Below are 20,329 nucleotides of genomic sequence, written 5' to 3'. Positions count from 1 at the left end.
TTTTATAGTGCTTCTATAAATAAGGCAACCCCGATACCGCCACCGACGCATAAAGAGGCAATTCCTTTTTCTAACCCACGTCTTTTTAATTCGTGAATTAAACTTACCGTAATACGAGCCCCTGTACAACCAATTGGATGCCCAAGTCCTACGCCACTACCGTTTACGTTCACTTTTTCACGGTCTAAACCTAACTCTTTCTCTACAGCTAAATATTGAGCCGCGAAAGCTTCATTAATTTCAAGTAAATCTGCATCTTCTAATGACCAATCCACTTTTTCTAAACCTTTACGAATTGCTGGTGCTGGTCCAATACCCATAATTTTCGGATCTACCCCAGCTACTGAATATCCAACAATTCTAGCTAACGGTTGTAAACCTTTTTCTTTCGCTTTTTCTTCGCTCATTAATACTAGAACTGCACTCCCGTCATTAAGGCCAGATGCATTACCTGCAGTTACAGACCCATCTTTACGGAATGCTGGTTTTAACCCTGCTAATTTTTCCGCTGTAATATCTGCACGTGGATGCTCATCCTTCGAAAATACTACTTCTTTTCTACGTTCTTTTATTGTAATAGGAACAATTTGATCGTCAAAGTGTCCAGACTCGATTGCCTTCAGTGCCAATGTATGACTGCGAAGAGCAACTTCATCTTGTTCCTCTCTTGTAATTTCATATTGTTCAACTAAATTTTCCGCTGTTTCACCCATCATAATATGGTGAATCGGATCTTCTAACACTTCCCACACCGTATCACGAATTTCTCCGTGCTGTAGACGTTGTCCCCAGCGGTGCTGTTTCAATGCATAAGGGCTCGAACTCATCGCTTCTACTCCACCTGCAACAACAACATCACTTACACCTAATTGGATTTGCATTGCAGCTGACATAATTGCTTGCATACCTGAAGAACATTGACGTTGGATTGTATATCCCGTAACTGTGTCAGGAAATCCTGCCGCTAATGCAGCTGTTCTCGCCGTATTTGCTTCATCAGTTCTTTGAATACAATGACCTAAAATTACTTCATCAACTTCATGTGGTTCTACCCCGCCTCGTTTTACAGCTTCCTGAAGTACAGGAACAGCTAATTCTACTGGCGTTACATTTTTTAGCGCTCCTCCAAAAGTTCCAATTGGCGAACGAACTGCAGCTGTAATAACAACATTATGCATTTTGTACTTGCCCCTCTCTTATGTACCCTAGTCAGTTTTTAGGTGAAATTCCATAAGATGTATATCTACAACTATCATACTATAAACATACTAAAAAATCAAAATATTTCATATAATAAAAATAGAAGGAATTAACCTTCTATTCTGTCAGTGCATATAAAAACTTTTGCAAAATTTTCTCTGTCGTTTCATTCAATTTTGGCAACTTATCTACTGGAAAATATTGAAGTTTCAACCCTTCATGATCGAGCTTTAATTCCCCGCTCACATGATGTGCCTGATACAGATGAATGACATTGAAAATTTCATCGCCATTCGGATAACGGAAATATACTTCTTTTCCTGATAGAACACCAAGAAATTGCATTATTTTTGCAGTTAACCCCGTTTCCTCAAATAACTCTCTACGTGCCGTTTCTTCTGTCGTTTCACCCAGTTCCATCGCCCCGCCAGGTACACCCCAATCATATGTATCTGAACGATATTGAAGCAATACTTCTTGATTATCATTTAATATAATGATTGCTGATCCTACGAGAATAAGCGGTCTTGTACCAACGACTTTTCGTAACTCTTCAATATACCCCATATGTAAATTCCCCTTTCCCTAACCTCCCTTATCATAACAAAATTTCTCTCTTTTTGTTCATGTAATTTTAAAGAAAAAAAGGAAGCTTTCGCCTCCATTTTTTCACCTTTATTTCTTAAAACTTTCATATTTTACAGCTTCAAAAGCTTCCTCAATTTCATCATTACGATAATGGACATATGTAAAACGGCCCAATTCTACTAACCTTGCTATTTCCTGTAACGCTTTATGCTGCTCATATGTTTCTTTCAGCTTAATATGTACATAAAACTTCATTAAAGGATGTTCATATAAAGGTTCTCCCACCTCTACATATACATCTTCAACCCCTTGTACAACTCTTACATAACTCGCAAATTGATAAAGTGCTTCTCTGTCTGAAACGATTTTTAATGTATACATATATTCTCCCCCTTTCCTTTACTATATCAAAAAGACGACCATACCATGTTATAGAACTATGAAATTTTTTCGACTTGTCATCTATATATTCAATAAAGAAGGCGTTTATCCATACATGACATCTTTTTCCCACATATATTATAGGAAGAACTTTTTTTCATTTGAGGTGTTCCTTATGGATCCATACGTCAATATATGTATTTGCATTACTCCCGGCGCCGATATTTCTGATGACCGCATCGCAAAAGATTTAGCTGTTGCAGAATCAATTTGGCACCCCATTACATTTCAAATTCAAGAAGTAATTGTATTAAATGAACTTTTCCGTTTTTTTGACCGTGAAATCAGTTATAAAAATTCCATTCAAAGTCAAGAAAAGTTGGCATCCTTTTTCCAAACATGTGTAAATGAAGCTCCTGAATGCGACCTTTATATTTGTTATATTGGCAGTGATTATTTCAAAGAAACAGCAGTAATTGCCTGCGCTTATTCTTTAGCAAAACAACAGCAACTTACTGGCTATATCGTTTTAACAAATTCGGCTGCCCCTATGAAAAATATATATACGCTCGCTCACGAAATCGGTCATATTTTATTTACAAGACGTATTCATGGAAAACTTACTCATGCAGATCCTCATTCTCCAACCGGCTCGGAGCACCACCCTTCTCCAACAAATCTTATGTATCCGATAGTCCCTCGTCCAGAAAACGTTCATATTCATTCCTTATTAACAACAGAACAAAAAGCGCTCTCTTTACAAAGCTCTTTACTACAAAGAAAAAAACAGTAACCCTCATGTTACTGTTTAAAACAACTTGTTCCAATCAACAAACCAAATCCCGGCTGCTAGAAATAAAAATAGACAACTAAATGTAAATGTAATCCCTCTACAAATCCCTATATAATATTTCTTTGGAAATAATTTTTTGCATATCCAGAGCAGCCGCTTTTTATTGAATTTCTAGTTCCCAATTTTTCTTTCTTCAATTTTTAAAGACCATCTCATTAATCCATATATACTTCCATACATAAGTAAGATCTTTGCAATTCCCCAAAATACATTTCTTTCTTCTAAGTCTTTAAATAAGAACATAATCGCAAGAGGAACAATTAGTACCACAACACCCATCCAACCAAGAACATATACTTCACCAATAAGAAGTAATAAAAATATAGTTACTGCTAATATATATGTCTGTATTGTCGACAATTGTAAAATTGGCGTCCCATACCATTTATTCATAAATATTAATAACACTAATAATAAAATAGGTATCATCACTACTACATAAATAATTCCAAGCTCTACTAATTTACTTTTAAAAGAAGACATTCTAAACGCAACAATCGTTCCAATAATCGTAATGATTAAAACGATAGGATAACCGATTAACTGTACATTCGTTAACGTAAATTGTTGATTCGGATTTCCAAATAAAATATTTGTAAGTAACCAATATCCTCCTATTCCAATTATCATTCCTAAAATAGTCTTTATACTCCCGCTTTTATCCTTCTCCATCTCTTTCGCTAATTCTTCCGCATACTCTTTTGGTGAGTCACCAAATATGTCCCTTACCGTCTTCCCCTTTTTTTCACCTTCTATTAAATGAAACTCTGCATCTTCTAGAAAGGCGTCCACCTCTTCTTCTTTAATCCCTTTTGTTATTAAATATACTTTCGTATCGATTAAAAACTTTTCTCCTTCTTTAGAAACATTCATTATAACCCCTCCCTTATTTAACCATTTCTCTTCTATTCGTCTTCATCATAATTTCAAGGAAAATTAAAATAAACAAACTTCCGTATAAACATATAATTTGAAATAGCATTGGCATGAGATCTTCAGATGTAAATGTTTTAAACAGTAACATAATAGAAAGTGGAATGATTAAATATAAGTTTTTAAACCATCCTTCAAAATATATATTTATCGCTACTGTTATGATAAAAATCCCACCAGCTAATATATAACTTTGGACTTCGGTGAATGTGAGCATTTTTGTAGGATATATCACATCTAATATCGTAACAGCTCCTAATAAAAACAATGGAGCAATCATAACTAAAGACCACATGGAAAACCATGTTTTTGTAAAGCTTGTGACGAAGGTCATTTTGCGAAGTAGAAAATTAGGACCTATAACAACTAAAATCAATGAAAAACTGTAACCGATACACTGAATAAGTGAAATCTGTAACATTCCATTATTCACTATTAAGATAGAAGTAATAATCCAAAAAGATACGATATTCATTACTGTAAAACCAATTTGCTTCCACGTTTCCTGTCTATCTCTTTCCATCACTTTTACAAGTTCATTTGCATATTCTTTCGGTGAGCTTCCGAAAATATCTTCTACACTCTTCCCCTCACTCTCACCTTCTATTAAATGAAGTTCTGCGTCTTCTAAAAAGTTTTCAATATCACTTTCTTTCACACTCTTTGCCGTCAAAAATAATCTCATATCTAACAAAAACTTTCGTGCTTCACTTGATAACATTATTTTCTCCTTCCCTTCCCTTCAAGTAGACGTTCTACACTACTTTGCATCGCTTCCCAGCGATCCATAAATTCATCAAGTGCTTCCTCGCCTTTTTCTGTTAATGTGTAATATTTTCTCTTTGGACCAGATGGAGATTCCTTCATTACGCTTGTTATTAGTCCTTCTTTTTGCATTCGTATTAATAACGGATAAATACTTCCCTCACTCGCCATTGTAAAACCATACTTTGCTAGCTTCTCACTCATTTCATAACCGTATATTTCGCCTTCAGAAATAATAGCAAGTAAGCATCCTTCTAAGATCCCTTTCAGCATTTGACTTGTCGACATAATTCAAATCCTCCTAACGATATTTTTTCCAAATGTTTGCAGGATTTTCATTATAACCTCTCTAAATAGAGCACTATGAAAACTTTATTATGAAGGGATGTTTTTCATCATGGTTACAAATCGAGTTGTCTTTTTAACAGGTGCTGCGAGTGGTATTGGATATGAAATGGGAAGTGCTTTTGCAAAAGAAGGTGCAAAAGTTGTGATTACTGATCGTCTTGAAGAACGTGCGAAAGAAGCTGCTGAGCAATTACAAAGTGAAGGTTTTCAAGCTATCGGTTTAAAATGTGACGTTACATCTGAAGAGGAAATTACAGCATCAATTTCTCAAACAGTTAGTCATTTCGGTTCATTAGATATATTAATTAACAACGCAGGAATGCAACACATTTCACCCATTGAAGACTTTCCAACGGAAAAGTTTGAGCTACTAATTCAAATTATGCAAATTGCTCCGTTTATCGCAATTAAGCATGCCTTTCCGATTATGAAAAAACAAAAATATGGTCGTATTATTAATGTCGCTTCTATTAACGGCCTTGTCGGGTTTGCTGGAAAAGCTGCCTACAATAGTGCAAAACATGGCGTAATTGGATTAACAAAAGTTGCCGCTTTAGAAGGTGCTACGCATGGTATTACTGTTAATGCCCTTTGCCCTGGTTATGTCGATACCCCTCTTGTACGTAATCAACTACAAGACTTAGCTACTACACGAAATGTACCACTTGAAAATGTTTTAGAAGATGTTATTTATCCACTCGTCCCACAAAAGCGCTTATTACAAGTACAAGAAATCGCTGATTATGCTATGTTTTTAGCGAGTGAAAAAGCTAAAGGTATTACTGGTCAAGCTGTCGTTATCGATGGTGGCTATACTGCTCAATAAAAAATAAAGTTTGCTCAAGAAGAGCAAACTTTATTTTTTATTGCGAGGATCTTCGTACTTTAGTAATTGCCGCGGGAGCTTCTCAATTGCAACAATTACCCCCTCTAATTTACTTTCAATACGGTGGAGTAAATATAATGTTACAACAATTGGAAACCCTACATTACCTATCATCTTGATCCACTCTTCCATCCTCTTCTCCTCCTTTCATTATATAAGTAAGAGAAAACAATGCATTTAGGCATAAAAAAACAAGCTATTATGTATTAGCCTGTTTTTCAAATAATGATGCAATTTCTCGTTTATAATCCCCGCTTATAATACCTTTCTCAGTAATAATTCCTGTAATTAATTCGTTCGGTGTTACGTCAAATGCAGGGTTATAAACATTCGTTCCAATTGGTGCTACTTGTTTTCCAAAGATTTTCGTAACTTCTGTTTCATCTCTTTCTTCAATAATTATTTCGGCTCCAGTTTCTTTCGTAACATCAAATGTTGACAGTGGCGCAGCAACATAAAATGGGATATCAAAGTGCTTTGCTAAAATAGCTAAATTCATTGTCCCTATTTTATTTGCCGTATCTCCATTTGCGACAATTCGATCCGCCCCTACAATAATTGCATTTATTTCTTTCGTTTGAATAGCATGAGCTGCAGTATTATCTGTAATAAGGGTCACATCAATATTTGCTTGCTTCAATTCCCAGGTCGTTAAGCGACCACCTTGTAAAACTGGTCTCGTTTCACACGCATATGCATGTAAACGCACACCTTTCTCTTTTCCAATATAAAAGGGAGCTAATGCAGTTCCATATCTGGCAGTTGCGATACTTCCAGCGTTACAGATTGTTAAAATATTATCGCCATCTTTAAAACATGTTAACGCATATTCCCCAATATTTCGGCACACCTCTTCATCTTCCTGCTGAATGCGAAGCGCTTCTTCTTCTAATGTTTTTTGTGCTTCTTTTATTGTAGTAATCTCTCGAATAGATTCTCTCATACGATCAATTGCCCAAAATAAATTTACTGCTGTCGGGCGTGACGTTCCTAAATAATTACAATCTCTATTAAACTTCTTTTGAAATTCTTCAATATGTACAATGTTATATTTTTTTGATGCAAGCGCCAAGCCAAATGCAGCTACAATTCCAATTGCAGGCGCTCCTCGTACTTCTAACATTACGATGCTTTTCCAAACCTCTTCAATAGTCGTCAATGTTTTGTATTCTGTGCTATGCGGCAATTTCGTTTGATTTAATACCGCAATTGCATCACCTTTCCAGCTTACAGATCTCGGAACAGTAACAATTGTACTCACGCTTTTACGCCCCCTGAAACTGTCTGTTGAAATAATGTTCGAAACAGTTGAATATCAGCACTTTTAGATTCATATTTTATTAGTTCTTTACCTAAGGATAGCGCTTGTTTCTTAGCTTGAATTCTTGTTTCTTTATTTTCTATTTCATCTAAATCTGCTACATGAGCTAAACCAATTGTTCTACGAATCAGTTCACATCCGGCAAATCCAACTGCATCAGTAAAGATATTTTGCAAAATAATTGGTAACCATTGTTTTTCTTTCGTATATGCTTCTACACCTTCTCCAATCCATAACTTTGTAAAAGTTTCTACAAAATAACTCCACGTCTTTTCTATATGGAAAAATAGTACACTTCTTTTCTCTTCTTCTCTAGATAAAGCATTTAATAATAGATTTGCAATAAATTGACCTATGTCAAATCCAAATGGGCCATATGTCGCAAATTCTGGATCAATCACTTTCGTTTCAGTAGGTGACGAAAAAATACTACCAGTATGTAAATCACCATGAATAAGAGTTTCTTTTCTTGTTAAGAACTTATATTTATATTGTGCTACTTTTAGTTTTAAAGTTTTATCACTCCAAAGTTCATCAACCACGAGCTGTAAATCTGGCTCATAATCATTTGTATCATAATGTCCAAACGGATCTGTAAACACTAAATCCTCTGTAATTTTACAAAGGTCCGGATTTACAAAGGTACCTTCTAGTACCCTCTTCTCTTCCGACTGTAAACCAAAATCTGAAGTGTAAAATAAAACATGTGCTAGAAAACGGCCGATATGCTGGGATAAAAGCGGATATTCTTCTCCGTCTATTAATCCTTTTCTTGTAATTGTTAGTCTTGATAAGTCTTCTATTACCGTTATCGCTAACTCTTCATCATGACTGTACACTACTGGAACATAATCCGGTACATACTGCGCAAAAATTTGTAATGCCTTGCTTTCAATCGTTGCTCTTTTTATAGACAATGGCCAGCTTTCACCAACTACTTTCGCATAAGGCAGTGCTTGTTTTATTATAATCGATTTCTCTCCATCATCTAATTTGAACACGTAATTTAAGTTTCCGTCTCCAATTTCATGACAAACGACATTTGCCTTCGCTTCAAAGTAGCCATGATCTTTCGCATATTGTACAGCTGTTATTTCTGTTAATGAATAATATCCCATCGTCTTCTCCCCCTTTTTAAATTCAGAGGTTTTTCTAACATAGAAAAACCTCTTTCCACTAAGAAAGAGGTTTGAAGTTTATCTTCTCCCCTCTTATCTGCCAGAAAGTTTTACTTTCTGCTGGAATTAGCACCGTGCCTTTTGGCGTAATAAACGCCCCATTTCACAATGGTATTACGGTCGGTTGCTGGGCTTCATCGGGCCAAATCCCTCCACCTGCTCTTGATAAGAGTTGTATAATTTTTTGAATTTTTAACTTTATGTTGAAGACTATACCAAGAATAAAAATCACTTGTCAACATTTTATTTGTATAATTCTGGACGGCGATCCGCAAAAACTGGAATTCCTTTACGTACTTCTTTAATTTTCTCGAATTCAAGCTCTCCAAATAAAATTGATTCCTCTTCATTCGCCTCTACTACAACTTCACCCCAAGGGTCCACAATTAAAGAATGACCCGCAAATACATTATTTGGATCCTTTCCCGCTCTATTACATGCAACAACATAACACTGATTTTCAACTGCTCTTGCTTGCAATAGCAAACGCCAATGTGCTAAACGAACTAATGGCCATTCTGCTACAACAAATAATACTTTTGCCCCTTTAGCAGTATGGACACGCATCCACTCTGGAAAACGAATATCATAACAAATTGTTCCAGCGCATTCAACATCATCCAGCTTAAATTCGCCCGTACCATTACCGGCTATTAAATATTTATGTTCATCCATAAGCTGAAATAAATGTACTTTACTATATTCGTTGACTAGCTGTCCTTCATTATTTACAACATACATCGTATTTGTAACGCCTTGCTCTGTTTGCTTTGCTATAGAACCACCAACAATATGTACATCATATTGCTTCGCCCATTCTATTAACTTTTCTTTCGTTTCCACTCCATCCCTATCTGCAATTTCAGAAAGTCTCGTTAAATCATATCCTGTTGTCCATAGTTCTGGTAAGACGATAACATCTGGCCTTTCCTTCATAGCTTCGCTTATTTTATTTTTAGCATTCTCAATATTTTTTTCTACATCTCCAAAAACAATATCCATTTGAATACATGCGACTTTCATTTTTTCAGCCCCATTCTTATTTTTTTCTTTACAAAATACTGGAAAGATTATATCATTTGTCACTAGAATTGTAACAACTTTCAAAAGAGGTGGAAAGTATGAAATTATTTCAACCTTCTGAGATAGTAACATCATTGCCAACACAATTTTTCGCTTCACTTGTTGCAAAAGTTAACAAAGTCGTTGCAGCTGGTCACGATGTTATTAATCTAGGTCAAGGTAATCCAGATCAACCAACACCGCAGCATATCGTAAAAGCTTTACAAGATGCTGCCGAAAAGACCATTCATCATAAATATCCGCCATTTCGCGGACATGAAAGCTTAAAGGAAGCCGTGACTACATTCTATAAACGTGAATACGGCGTCGAATTAAACCCAAAAACTGAAGTTGCTATTTTGTTTGGTGGGAAGGCTGGACTAGTAGAATTACCAATTTGTTTTACAAATCCTGGTGATACAATTCTCGTTCCGGATCCAGGCTATCCAGATTATTTATCTGGGGTTGCCTTAGCAAAGGCACACTTTGAAACCATGCCGCTTATTGCAGAAAATCATTTTTTACCGGATTATAAAAAAATTGACGACTCTATCGCTGAACGGGCAAAGTTAATGTTTTTAAACTATCCAAATAACCCTACAGGTGCTACTGCATCAAAAGATTTTTTTGATACAACCATTCATTTTGCTAATAAACATAATATATTAGTTGTTCACGATTTCGCTTACGGTGCTATCGGATTTGATGGTCAAAAACCTGTTAGTTTCTTGCAAGCAGATGGTGCGAAAGATATAGGAATTGAAATTTACACGTTATCAAAAACTTTCAATATGGCTGGCTGGCGTATTGCTTTTGCAGTTGGAAATGAAAGTGTCATCGAAACCATTAACCTATTGCAAGATCATATGTATGTTAGTATTTTTGGTGCAATTCAAGATGCTGCTCGCGAAGCACTATTAAGTTCACAGTCTTGTGTAGTAGATCTTGTAAATAGTTACGAATCTCGGAGAAACGCTCTTATTTCAGCTTGTCACTCAATTGGTTGGAATGTAGACATTCCAACCGGATCATTCTTTGCATGGCTTCCTGTACCAGAAGGTTATACATCCGAGCAATTTTCTGATATTTTACTAGAAAAAGCACACGTTGCAGTTGCTCCTGGTGTTGGATTTGGTGAACATGGCGAAGGGTATGTCCGTGTTGGTCTCTTGCATACAGAAGATAGATTACGAGAAGCCATTAATCGAATTGATAAATTAAATTTTTTCAAAAAGTAATTGACAACATGAAAAATATCTGACAAAATTCAGTTATCTTAAAAATTTAAACATTTCTAAATACTTCTTATCAAGAGCAGGTGGAGGGACGAGCCCGACGAAACCCGGCAACCGATCTACAATAATCGTAGACACGGTGCTAATTCTCGCAGCATTATGCTGACAGATAAGGAGCTGGTTGTAAAAAAACCTCTCCTTAGCTGAGAGGTTTTTTTATTTAACTAGGAGGTTATAACAATGAGCGGAATTATAGCGACGTATTTAATCCATGATGATTCACATAACTTAGAAAAAAAGGCTGAGCAAATTGCACTTGGTTTAACAATTGGCTCTTGGACTCATTTGCCACAATTATTGCAAGAACAATTAAAACAGCATAAAGGCAACGTCATTCATATTGAGGAATTAGCTGAACATGAACATACGAATTCGTATTTACGTAAAAAAGTAAAACGCGGAATTATTAAAATCGAATATCCGTTATTAAACTTCAGTCCAGATTTACCAGCAATTTTAACGACTACATTTGGAAAGCTATCCCTTGATGGCGAAGTAAAATTAATTGACTTAACTTTTTCAGAAGAATTGAAAGAACATTTTCCTGGTCCAAAATTCGGGATAGATGGGATTCGAAACCTTTTACAAGTGCATGATCGTCCCCTTTTAATGAGTATTTTTAAAGGAATGATTGGACGAAATATTGGGTATTTAAAAACGCAATTACGTGATCAAGCAAGTGGTGGCGTAGATATAGTAAAAGATGATGAAATATTATTTGAAAATGCATTAACACCACTTACGAAACGCATTGTATCTGGAAAAGAAGTTTTACAATCCGTATATGAAACATACGGACATAAAACGTTATATGCCGTAAATTTAACAGGACGAACTTTTGATTTAAAAGAAAATGCGAAACGTGCAGTGCAAGCTGGAGCTGATATTCTATTATTTAACGTATTTGCTTACGGACTAGATGTACTGCAATCACTTGCAGAAGATGATGAAATCCCAGTTCCTATTATGGCACACCCTGCTGTAAGTGGTGCTTATTCAGCATCTAAGTTATATGGAATTTCATCTCCATTATTACTCGGAAAGCTACTACGCTATGCTGGGGCTGACTTTTCATTATTCCCATCTCCATACGGAAGTGTTGCGCTAGAAAAAGAGGAAGCTCTTGCTATCTCAAAATATTTAACTGAAGACGATGCATTTTTCAAGAAGAGCTTTTCTGTTCCATCTGCTGGTATTCACCCTGGTTTCGTTCCCTTTATTGTACGAGATTTCGGTAAAGATGTTGTTATTAATGCTGGCGGCGGGATACATGGACATCCAAATGGAGCGCAAGGCGGTGGTAAAGCTTTCCGTACTGCAATTGATGCTACTTTGCAAAATAAACCACTCCATGAAGTAGATGACATAAATTTGCATAGTGCACTACAAATATGGGGAAATCCCTCTCATGAGGTGAAATTATGAGTATTCAAGTATTTTGTGATTTCGATGGCACGATTACAAATAATGATAACATTATGTCCATTATGGAAAAATTCGCACCACCAGAAGCTGAAGAAGTAAAGAATAGAATTTTATCACAAGAGCTATCTATTCAAGAAGGTGTTTCTCAATTATTTCGATTAATACCTACTCATCTGCACGATGAAATTATTCAATTTTTAATAGAAACTGCTGAAATTCGTAATGGTTTTCATGAATTTATACAATTTGTAAATGAAAATAACATTTCTTTTTACGTTATATCAGGTGGAATGGATTTCTTCGTCTATCCACTCTTACAAGGACTCATTCCAAAAGAGCAAATTTACTGTAATGAAACAGATTTTTCAAATGAATACATCACGGTGAATTGGCCTCATCCTTGTGATCATCATTGTCAAAATCATTGCGGATTATGTAAATCATCACTCATCCGAAAATTAAGTGATACGAATGACTTCCATATTGTGATTGGAGATTCAATTACTGATTTACAAGCTGCGAAACAAGCAGATAAAGTATTTGCTCGTGACTTCCTTATTACAAAGTGTGAAGAGAATTATATTGCTTATACACCGTTTGAAACATTCCATGATATTCAAAATGAATTAAAACATTTGTTGGAGGTGAAATCATGAAACAACTTTTTCGTCAATGGTATGACTTAAGCGAGATAAAAAAAGAATTAACAACTCGAAATTGGTTCCCAGCAACAAGTGGTAATATTTCTATAAAAGTTAGTCATGAGCCACTTACTTTTCTCATTACAGCAAGCGGTAAAGATAAAACAAAAACCACTCCAGATGATTTTCTATTAGTAGATCATGTAGGAGTTCCTGTTTTAGAGACTGAATTACGCCCTTCAGCAGAAACAATATTGCATACACATATTTATAACAATACGAATGCCGGGTGCGTACTTCATGTTCATACAACTGATAATAATGTCATCACAAATTTATATAGTGATGCAGTTACCCTTCAAAATCAAGAAATTATTAAAGCTCTCGATATTTGGGAAGAAGGTGCAACAATTCACATTCCTATTATCGAAAACCATGCCCATATCCCAACGCTTGGAGAAAACTTTCGAAAGCATATACAAGGTGATTCGGGAGCGGTATTAATCCGTAACCACGGTATTACCGTATGGGGCCGAGATAGCTTTGATGCAAAGAAGAGATTAGAAGCTTATGAGTTTTTATTCCAATTTCATATAAAACTACTATCAATTCAAGGAGGCGTTTCTAATGGCGCAAATTCGTATTCATGAAGTAAATACTCGTATTGAAAATGAAGTGGAAGTATCTAAATTTCTACAAGAGGAAGGCGTTTTATATGAGAAATGGAATATTTCTAAACTTCCTACTCATTTAAATGAAAATTATTCTTTAACAGATGAAAACAAAGCTGAAATATTAGCTGTTTTTTCAAAAGAAATCGCTGATGTTTCAGCACGTCGAGGTTATAAAGCACATGATGTAATTTCACTTTCAAATAGCACACCTAACCTTGACGAATTATTAATTAATTTCCAAAAAGAACATCATCATACAGACGACGAAGTCCGCTTTATCGTCAGTGGTCATGGCATTTTCGCTATTGAAGGCAAAGATGGGAAATTCTTTGATGTTGAACTTGAGCCAGGCGATCTAATATCTGTTCCAGAAAATGCAAGACATTATTTTACCTTGCAAGATGATCGTCAAGTTGTAGCTATTCGTATTTTTGTGACAACTGAAGGCTGGGTTCCAATCTATTAAGGTAGTTAGTTGAATAAAAGGACTTGGATCCCCTTTTCCAAACTTTTATTCACTCTACATATATACATCCTCCTATGGAACAGGCTTATTTCACTTTTGAAATAAGCCTGATTTTTTATTTACTCAAAAGTACCATTTCATCACAAATTTAACGCCTTGATTTTTCAAGTGTATTTTTTGAACATTTATTGAACATTTATTGAAATTTTTCTGAAAATTCTGTTTTGCATGTGATATACTACAATTAACTAAGAAGGAAAATAATATCGCAAACAGAGGGGGATAATCATGAGCTTACTTATCGCACTTATACTTGGAGTTACATGTGGGGCATTTCCTGTTATTTTAGGAGCTATTATGGAAGAGTTAGAAATTGGTGTTTTAGGATTTGTCGCATCTTGTGTAAGCGCTTTATTATTTGGTTTATTCGGCGCTATTCCTGTTTCAATTCTGTGTGCTTTTTATATAATACGCCATGCTCGTACAAAACAATTTGGTCCTAATCACATCGCACAAATTATCCCATTCCCAGTTGAACGATGTCGCCGAGCTTCTAACTTATAATGACTAAATAAATAAAAGTCCTCAAATGAGGACTTTTATTTATTTTCTTCTAGAAATTGAAACAATTCTTGTAGATGTAGGGCATCTTCACCATAGCTAACAGATACATGAAATATACCGTCAATCTCAGCTTGCATATAAAGATCCACTCCATCACGATCATATTTCAATGCCAAATAAAACTCCATTTCTTCTAACATCTTTTTAGAGGTTCGAATTACATAATGCCCCTTCTCATCTCTTCCATATTCAAAGTCTGGTTCAAAATCATATTTTTGTTTAAAAGCTTCTTTTTGTTTTTCATTAATTTGCATACAAGTAGCTCGCTGTACAGTATCAATCATCTCATCAAACTTTTGAAGGTCCACCTCGTTTACCCCCTTATATATTTTTTATATAATACTTGTGTTCCACTATTTTCTTCGCCATCCTTAACTAACTCTTCATACAATTCTTTCGCCAAACTTAAGCCTGGGACTGGTAATTGTAATTTTTCTGCTTCCTCTAAAGCAATTTTCATATCTTTCATAAAATGCTTTACATAAAATCCTGGCTCAAAGTCTCCTTTTAACATTCGAGGAGCTAAATTACTTAATGACCAACTACCTGCTGCCCCTGTTGAAATACTCTCTAACACTTTATCTGGATTCAGTCCAGCCTTCTTCGCGTAAGCAACAGCCTCACATACTCCAATCATATTGGAAGCAATCGCAATTTGATTGCACATTTTTGTATGTTGTCCACTCCCAGCTGGTCCTTGTAATTGAATGTTTGTTCCTAACTTTTCAAGTAAAGGTAAGCATCTATCATATATTTCTTTCTCTCCACCTACCATAATTGCGAGTTTTGCTTCTTTCGCACCAACATCTCCTCCTGAGACAGGTGCATCTAACGTATATATATTTTTGCTTTTTGCAACTTCATTAATACGTTTTGCTAAAGTAGGTGTAGATGTCGTAAAGTCAATTGCTATCGTACCTTCTTTTGCATGTTCTATAATTCCTTCTATACCAAAATACACTTCTTCTACATCATGTGGATATCCAACCATTGTCATTACAATATCAACTTGCTTCACTAACTCTTTTGGCGTATCACACCATTGTGCACCATCTTGCACTAAAGAATCTGTTTTTGCTTTCGTTCTATTATATACATATACTTTATGACCATCTTGCATTAAGTGATAAACCATACTTTTTCCCATTACGCCAATACCAATGAAACCTATTGATAAAGTTTTATGTTCCATTTTCTCATCCCCTTTGTTCTAATAAATCATTTACCATCTTTCGGAACTCTTTATTAAAGTCATCATCCATACTATTTTTTACATTTGAAAATAACATAACAAAAATTCCTTTTTCTTTATTAAAATTATTGAAAGTGTTCCAACCAGATAATACACCATGATTATGAAAATAATCTGGATATATATAAAAACTAAATGCATATTTCCGTTCTGCTGAAGGCGAAAACATTGCTTGTATACTTTGTTCAGAAAGAAGTTTTCCACTTATAATTGCTTCGTCTAACTTCTTCATATCTCCAACTGTCGTATACATCTCACCACAACCATATAGCCAATCCATGCCTAACTTCTGCGCTGGTACAAGCTCTTGATTTTTTTTCACATAACCCTTTGTAAAATTTTTATCTCCAGGTACCATATTTCCCATACCGGATTCATGCATATCTGCTTTTACAAATATGTTTTCTTTTATGTAATCTCCTAAAGGTTTTTTCGAGATATGTTCTATTATATAAGCAAGAACCATATAATTATAATCTGTATATCTCCAACCTGTTCCTGCAGGAAATTCTAAATTTTGACGTCCAATCCAATTAACTAACTGTAAACGGGAAGCAGCATTCACATTCCCTTTCGCATGTTCAGGTAAACCAGAGGTATGGGTTAACAAATGATATAGTGTAATATTTTTATTCTCCGGAAATGAAGGAATATATTTATTTACATTATCTTGAATATTCAATTTACCTTGTTCTTGCAACTGTAAAATAGATGTGGCAACAACTGTTTTCGTAATAGAACCAATACGATATTTTGTTTGAGGCGTATTTTCTATTCTATTTTGAACATCAGCATACCCATATCCTTTATTCAATATAACACGCTCTTTATCTGTTACCAAAACTGTTCCATTAAATTGCTTTCCGACTAAATATTGATCTAATTTTTGAGATATGCTAGCATAATCAATTTGTTGCTCTTCTTTTTCTTCTATATTCCCTTGTACTTCTGATTCAATAGTAGGATTCACTTTAGTTGTTAATACAGTGTTTTCCTTTATATTGGGGCTAACAAGAAAATAGTATACTCCGCCGCCAACTATAGCAGACAGTGAAGCCATCACCATTACTTTTTTTATCATATTGATCCTCCATAATTCCTTCGCTAAAAATTGTCCCCCTATTCTATTATCAAACAATAAAAAAAAAGCGCAACAATTTGTTGCGAAAAATTACATTTTTTCTTTTCTATACACACATACTTGATTCTTCCCATTTTTTTTCGCTTCATATAATGCAATGTCCGCTCGTTGCATTAATTCTTCTCTTGTAGTTCCTTGTTCATATAACGCAACTCCAAAGCTAGCTGTTAGCTTCGAAATTCCAGTGAATTGCTTTGTTTCAATGAAGAATCGTAATGACTCCGCAACTTGAAATGCTTCCTTTTCTACTGTATTTGTCACTAATATAATGAATTCTTCTCCTCCCCATCTTGCAAATACATGTTGTTGCTCCACTTTAGATTTCATAAGCTCTGCAAGTTGTATTAATGCCAAATCACCAAAATCATGACCATATGTGTCATTAACCGTTTTAAAATTATCTATATCAAATAAAATGATAGCTATTTTCTCATCACTACGTATTACCTTTTCCCACTCTACCTCTAGTATTTGTTGAAACTTTAAACGATTATAAATCTCTGTCAATGAATCTACCATAGCAAGTCTTTCTTGCTCTTGATAGATTTCATCTAATTCTGTAATTTCCGTGCACTTTACAATAAATCTTGATAAATCTTCTGGCAATGGTGTCGCACGTAATAAAAAAGTGGATACTACCCCTTCATAATTTAGCATCTTAATTCTTCTACCACTTGATAAAGTATCGTCTAACCATGTGATATCATGCGTCGTCGAATAGTATCCACTTTCTCTAATAAAATGTTCAGCAAATACTAAATGTTGCTCACGATAGGCAAACAGATTTTCATATCCAAAAAAAGCTAAAAAATTTGTATTACAATCAACAATCTCATCATCTTCTACTATAAATAATAGATCATTTTGAAAATCAAACATCGTTTGAAGCAATTCCTGCTGCAAACCGACTTGCCTTACTAAAGAAAGTTGATACAAACTCTTATTCACTTCCTCTAACACTGCTTGCGGAGTTACAGGAGCTATTACAATATTACGTATTCCTAATGCAAGTACATCTGTGAATTCTTTTGTTATTTGTTGATCCCAAATGACAATGAATGTACTGTGCGGAGTATACATATTCTTTATATATTTTATTTGAGAATAATCTGTTACATACGTAATGATAATGTGTGGTTTCGTTCTTTGAAATAATAGTTCGCCCTCTTCAAAACTATTTGCTATAAACATACATTTTGGATGGATATTTTCTACCGTTTGTTGATGCTTACATCCATTTTCTATATAAAGGACATTTAACTGCAGATCTTGTAACACATTTTGGAAAACCGTATTCTCTAATAAAAAATGTAGTATGTTCATCACTAGTCTTCACTCACTTCATATATCTTGTTCTACTGAATTCCTCACAAACTTTTTTAAAAGACTGTTCTCCAATAAACTTTAATTTGTGAGAGATACATATTAACAAGCTAATTGAGAATGTTATCTTCGCTTTTCACTCTATAAATTCCTTTTTTAGTGTATGATTGTAGGAATTGTATCGTTTGTATGAATGCCCTAGCTTATTTTTAAAACTTGACAATTAAAATAAAGATATTATATTCTTAAATTCGATAACTTACAAAATGTAAGTAGTGTATATTATTTTTTTGAAAATAATTCGATATACAATTTGGAGGATATACAATGACAAACGACAACTTTTTTAACGTTCTATATGAACGCACATCTACACGTGCATTCAACCCAAATAAAGAAATCTCATCTACAGAATTACATGAGATTTTAAAAGCCGCAGCACAAGCACCTTCCGCTTGGAACTTGCAACACTGGAAATTCCTCGTTTTTCAAGGTGAAGATGTACAAAAACGATTACACCCAATAGCTTATAACCAACAACAAATTCTTGATGCTTCTGCAGTAGTCGCTATTTTAGGTGATTTAGAAGCTTATAAAAATGTTGAGCCAGTATATGGTCCAATTGTAGAACAAGGATTTATGAAAGAAGAAGCAAAAGAACGCTTAGCTAAAAATATTGAATCTGCATATGCTCGTGAACAATTCCCAAGAGATGCTGCCTTTTCAAATGCATCTTTAGCAGCAATGCAACTTATGCTTGCAGCTAAAGCAACTGGTTGGGATACTTGTGCTATTGGTGGCTTCAATCCACAAGCACTGACAGACGAATTTAACGTTTCATCTCGTTACGTTCCAATTATGCTTATTACAATTGGTGAATCAACTTTAAAAGGACACCCTGCACCTCGTATGAGCGTAGAGCAAGTGAGTGAGTGGGCAAAATAATAAAAAACGAAGGTAACTACATTGCCTTCGTTTTTTTATTCCCTGTCATACTTTTGTAATATTACTACAAATCATTCGACATTTATACTTATGGAAAAGTATATTCTATTCCCTTATCATAAATAAACTTGACGTTTTGTGTCGAATTTTGTTTAGGTGTTGAAATATACCCGTGTGTTTTTGTTACAATTGTGATACAATGATAACAAATAGATAACAAGAGAGGGATTTTCATTGAGTTCATACGGAAGCTTTATCGCACTTTTATGTTACATAGTAACTGTACTGCTTCTATATTTTATTGGTGATGCCGCAAACATCTCCATTTTACAATTCCCAAAAGAAGAAGCATTCCAATTAGAATCAGAAAAACATACTGCACGATCCATTGTACCACTACTCCTAGCTCTTCCTGTATATATCATCGTTTTATATAAAAGTAAAAAAGTGTAAAGGCTACCTATTTCATTTATTTCGGTGGTTTTTACATTTTTTGTTATATTTCCCCTATTTTAAACATCATTCCGTACTAAACACCCAGCTAGTCATTTAAAATGAGAAAATCCCCTAGAAAAAATTCCACTCTCTGTCCAGTCACTCACTACCGAACTTACATAGATTATAAGTGTGAAGGGGGTGATGAGGATTATGTTTGGATCATTTGGATGCTGTGATAACTTTAGAGACTGTCATCATCATGAAAGAGAGTGCAGACATCATGAGAAAGAGAAAGAGAGAGAAGTAGTTAGACCACAACAACCAGCTGTATGTAACGTACTTGCTAGCATTTCAGTTGGAACAGAGCTTTCTCTTTTAAGCATTAGAGGTAATGGCACTTTCAACAATGTAATTTTTGAAGGTTTCGCTAACGGTGTTGCTCTTTTCTCTGCTTTAGCTCGTAATAACAAAGACGACAAAGATAACAATAAAGACGATAAGAACAATCAAAATCGAAATACTTTTACTGGTATTTTACGTGTATGCCCAACTGATATCGTTGCTATCGCTATCTAATTCCGTTCCTTATC

Annotated in this window: 25 protein-coding genes, 1 pseudogene and 2 riboswitches; of the genes and pseudogenes, 11 read left to right on the top strand and 15 right to left on the bottom strand. The window is 34.8% G+C overall.

All coding sequences use genetic code 11. From position 1 onward, the window contains the following. Window positions 1–2 precede the first annotated feature (2 nt). The 3 genes from IBT51_RS05430 to IBT51_RS05420 form a co-directional block, all read right to left on the bottom strand. Entirely contained in the window at window positions 3–1,178 is a 1,176-nt protein-coding gene (locus tag IBT51_RS05430) for an acetyl-CoA C-acetyltransferase (RefSeq protein WP_000552075.1), read from the bottom strand. A gap of 139 nt (window positions 1,179–1,317) precedes the next feature. Then, window positions 1,318–1,767 (bottom strand): NUDIX hydrolase, encoded by a 450-nt coding sequence (locus IBT51_RS05425; protein WP_000540529.1) that lies wholly within the window; start codon window positions 1,765–1,767, stop codon window positions 1,318–1,320. 108 nt (window positions 1,768–1,875) lie between these two features. Beyond that, window positions 1,876–2,169 (bottom strand): DUF3928 family protein, encoded by a 294-nt coding sequence (locus IBT51_RS05420; RefSeq protein WP_000288330.1) that lies wholly within the window; start codon window positions 2,167–2,169, stop codon window positions 1,876–1,878. A 175-nt stretch (window positions 2,170–2,344) separates the two neighbouring features. Here IBT51_RS05420 and IBT51_RS05415 point away from each other — a divergent pair, with 175 nt between their 5' ends. Beyond that, entirely contained in the window at window positions 2,345–2,962 is a 618-nt protein-coding gene (locus IBT51_RS05415; protein WP_000371606.1) for an ImmA/IrrE family metallo-endopeptidase, read from the top strand. 15 nt (window positions 2,963–2,977) lie between these two features. Here IBT51_RS05415 and IBT51_RS05410 read toward each other — a convergent pair. The 4 genes and pseudogenes from IBT51_RS05410 to IBT51_RS05395 form a co-directional block, all read right to left on the bottom strand. After that, window positions 2,978–3,121, bottom strand: a pseudogene (locus tag IBT51_RS05410) (DNA-binding protein); the annotation flags it as partial. Between the two features lie 12 nt (window positions 3,122–3,133). Continuing rightward, window positions 3,134–3,895: a DUF1129 domain-containing protein gene (locus tag IBT51_RS05405; RefSeq protein ID WP_088022642.1), complete on the bottom strand. Its 762-nt coding sequence runs from the start codon at window positions 3,893–3,895 to the stop codon at window positions 3,134–3,136. A 13-nt stretch (window positions 3,896–3,908) separates the two neighbouring features. Next, window positions 3,909–4,676: a DUF1129 domain-containing protein gene (locus IBT51_RS05400; protein ID WP_200458045.1), complete on the bottom strand. Its 768-nt coding sequence runs from the start codon at window positions 4,674–4,676 to the stop codon at window positions 3,909–3,911. Further along, on the bottom strand, window positions 4,676–5,008 hold the full coding sequence (locus tag IBT51_RS05395; RefSeq protein WP_000107977.1) for a PadR family transcriptional regulator: 333 nt from the start codon (window positions 5,006–5,008) through the stop codon (window positions 4,676–4,678). Before IBT51_RS05395 ends, IBT51_RS05400 begins: the two co-directional genes overlap by 1 nt. Before the next feature lie 109 nt (window positions 5,009–5,117). Here IBT51_RS05395 and IBT51_RS05390 point away from each other — a divergent pair, with 109 nt between their 5' ends. Beyond that, window positions 5,118–5,894 (top strand): 3-hydroxybutyrate dehydrogenase, encoded by a 777-nt coding sequence (locus IBT51_RS05390; RefSeq protein WP_098126057.1) that lies wholly within the window; start codon window positions 5,118–5,120, stop codon window positions 5,892–5,894. A gap of 30 nt (window positions 5,895–5,924) precedes the next feature. Here IBT51_RS05390 and IBT51_RS05385 read toward each other — a convergent pair whose 3' ends face one another. The 4 genes from IBT51_RS05385 to IBT51_RS05370 form a co-directional block, all read right to left on the bottom strand. Next, entirely contained in the window at window positions 5,925–6,086 is a 162-nt protein-coding gene (locus IBT51_RS05385) for a YvrJ family protein (protein ID WP_000393338.1), read from the bottom strand. Window positions 6,087–6,153: 67 nt separating this feature from the next. Then, entirely contained in the window at window positions 6,154–7,215 is a 1,062-nt protein-coding gene (gene mtnA, locus IBT51_RS05380) for an S-methyl-5-thioribose-1-phosphate isomerase (RefSeq protein WP_071713530.1), read from the bottom strand. Beyond that, window positions 7,212–8,393 (bottom strand): S-methyl-5-thioribose kinase, encoded by a 1,182-nt coding sequence (gene mtnK, locus IBT51_RS05375; RefSeq protein WP_200458046.1) that lies wholly within the window; start codon window positions 8,391–8,393, stop codon window positions 7,212–7,214. Before mtnK ends, mtnA begins: the two co-directional genes overlap by 4 nt. A gap of 90 nt (window positions 8,394–8,483) precedes the next feature. After that, a riboswitch (SAM riboswitch) is annotated at window positions 8,484–8,625 on the bottom strand. Window positions 8,626–8,696: 71 nt separating this feature from the next. Beyond that, complete coding sequence (locus IBT51_RS05370; protein WP_016512349.1) at window positions 8,697–9,560, bottom strand: carbon-nitrogen family hydrolase; 864 nt, start codon at window positions 9,558–9,560, stop codon at window positions 8,697–8,699. A gap of 14 nt (window positions 9,561–9,574) precedes the next feature. On the opposite strand from IBT51_RS05370, the gene IBT51_RS05365 reads away from it, so the two are divergent. From IBT51_RS05365 to IBT51_RS05340, 6 genes are all read left to right on the top strand, one after another. Next, a complete protein-coding gene (locus tag IBT51_RS05365; protein ID WP_053563713.1) occupies window positions 9,575–10,753 on the top strand; it encodes a pyridoxal phosphate-dependent aminotransferase in 1,179 nt (392 codons plus the stop codon). 64 nt (window positions 10,754–10,817) lie between these two features. Further along, window positions 10,818–10,926, top strand: a riboswitch (SAM riboswitch). Window positions 10,927–10,990: 64 nt separating this feature from the next. Then, window positions 10,991–12,235: a 2,3-diketo-5-methylthiopentyl-1-phosphate enolase gene (mtnW, locus tag IBT51_RS05360; protein WP_000014203.1), complete on the top strand. Its 1,245-nt coding sequence runs from the start codon at window positions 10,991–10,993 to the stop codon at window positions 12,233–12,235. Then, window positions 12,232–12,891, top strand: a complete 660-nt coding sequence (mtnX, locus tag IBT51_RS05355) for a 2-hydroxy-3-keto-5-methylthiopentenyl-1-phosphate phosphatase (protein WP_000027487.1) — start codon at window positions 12,232–12,234, stop codon at window positions 12,889–12,891. Before mtnW ends, mtnX begins: the two co-directional genes overlap by 4 nt. Next, the gene (locus IBT51_RS05350; protein ID WP_000811341.1) at window positions 12,888–13,526 is read left to right on the top strand and encodes a methylthioribulose 1-phosphate dehydratase; all 639 of its coding nucleotides are present in this window, start codon (window positions 12,888–12,890) and stop codon (window positions 13,524–13,526) included. The genes mtnX and IBT51_RS05350 overlap by 4 nt, the downstream gene beginning before the upstream one ends. Beyond that, window positions 13,504–14,016 (top strand): 1,2-dihydroxy-3-keto-5-methylthiopentene dioxygenase, encoded by a 513-nt coding sequence (locus tag IBT51_RS05345; protein ID WP_000057317.1) that lies wholly within the window; start codon window positions 13,504–13,506, stop codon window positions 14,014–14,016. Before IBT51_RS05350 ends, IBT51_RS05345 begins: the two co-directional genes overlap by 23 nt. A 288-nt stretch (window positions 14,017–14,304) precedes the next feature. Further along, the gene (locus IBT51_RS05340; protein WP_000054659.1) at window positions 14,305–14,580 is read left to right on the top strand and encodes a hypothetical protein; all 276 of its coding nucleotides are present in this window, start codon (window positions 14,305–14,307) and stop codon (window positions 14,578–14,580) included. A 35-nt stretch (window positions 14,581–14,615) separates the two neighbouring features. On the opposite strand, the gene IBT51_RS05335 is transcribed toward IBT51_RS05340, so the two are convergent. From IBT51_RS05335 to IBT51_RS05320, 4 genes are all read right to left on the bottom strand, one after another. Next, window positions 14,616–14,948, bottom strand: coding sequence for a DUF3909 family protein (locus IBT51_RS05335; protein ID WP_000365617.1), 333 nt, complete (start codon window positions 14,946–14,948; stop codon window positions 14,616–14,618). A 5-nt stretch (window positions 14,949–14,953) separates the two neighbouring features. Further along, the gene (locus tag IBT51_RS05330) at window positions 14,954–15,832 is read right to left on the bottom strand and encodes an NAD(P)-dependent oxidoreductase (protein ID WP_053563711.1); all 879 of its coding nucleotides are present in this window, start codon (window positions 15,830–15,832) and stop codon (window positions 14,954–14,956) included. 4 nt (window positions 15,833–15,836) lie between these two features. Then, on the bottom strand, window positions 15,837–16,973 hold the full coding sequence (locus IBT51_RS05325) for a serine hydrolase (RefSeq protein WP_140155654.1): 1,137 nt from the start codon (window positions 16,971–16,973) through the stop codon (window positions 15,837–15,839). Window positions 16,974–17,063: 90 nt separating this feature from the next. Next, window positions 17,064–18,356, bottom strand: coding sequence for a GGDEF domain-containing protein (locus IBT51_RS05320; protein WP_001023187.1), 1,293 nt, complete (start codon window positions 18,354–18,356; stop codon window positions 17,064–17,066). A 327-nt stretch (window positions 18,357–18,683) separates the two neighbouring features. On the opposite strand from IBT51_RS05320, the gene IBT51_RS05315 reads away from it, so the two are divergent. The 3 genes from IBT51_RS05315 to IBT51_RS05305 all read left to right on the top strand — a co-directional run bounded on the left by IBT51_RS05315 (window position 18,684) and on the right by IBT51_RS05305 (window position 20,315). Then, window positions 18,684–19,301, top strand: coding sequence for a nitroreductase family protein (locus IBT51_RS05315; protein WP_000180387.1), 618 nt, complete (start codon window positions 18,684–18,686; stop codon window positions 19,299–19,301). A gap of 234 nt (window positions 19,302–19,535) precedes the next feature. After that, window positions 19,536–19,754, top strand: a complete 219-nt coding sequence (locus IBT51_RS05310) for a hypothetical protein (protein WP_000100485.1) — start codon at window positions 19,536–19,538, stop codon at window positions 19,752–19,754. Between the two features lie 195 nt (window positions 19,755–19,949). Further along, window positions 19,950–20,315, top strand: a complete 366-nt coding sequence (locus tag IBT51_RS05305; protein WP_000468017.1) for a DUF3915 domain-containing protein — start codon at window positions 19,950–19,952, stop codon at window positions 20,313–20,315. Window positions 20,316–20,329 lie beyond the last annotated feature (14 nt).

It is taken from the genome of Bacillus sp. S71, from assembly GCF_016625265.1.
GTDB lineage: Bacteria > Bacillota > Bacilli > Bacillales > Bacillaceae_G > Bacillus_A > Bacillus_A cereus.
The sequence above is the reverse complement of the archived record's forward strand: the minus strand, read 5'-3'. Positions and strand labels throughout refer to the sequence as shown.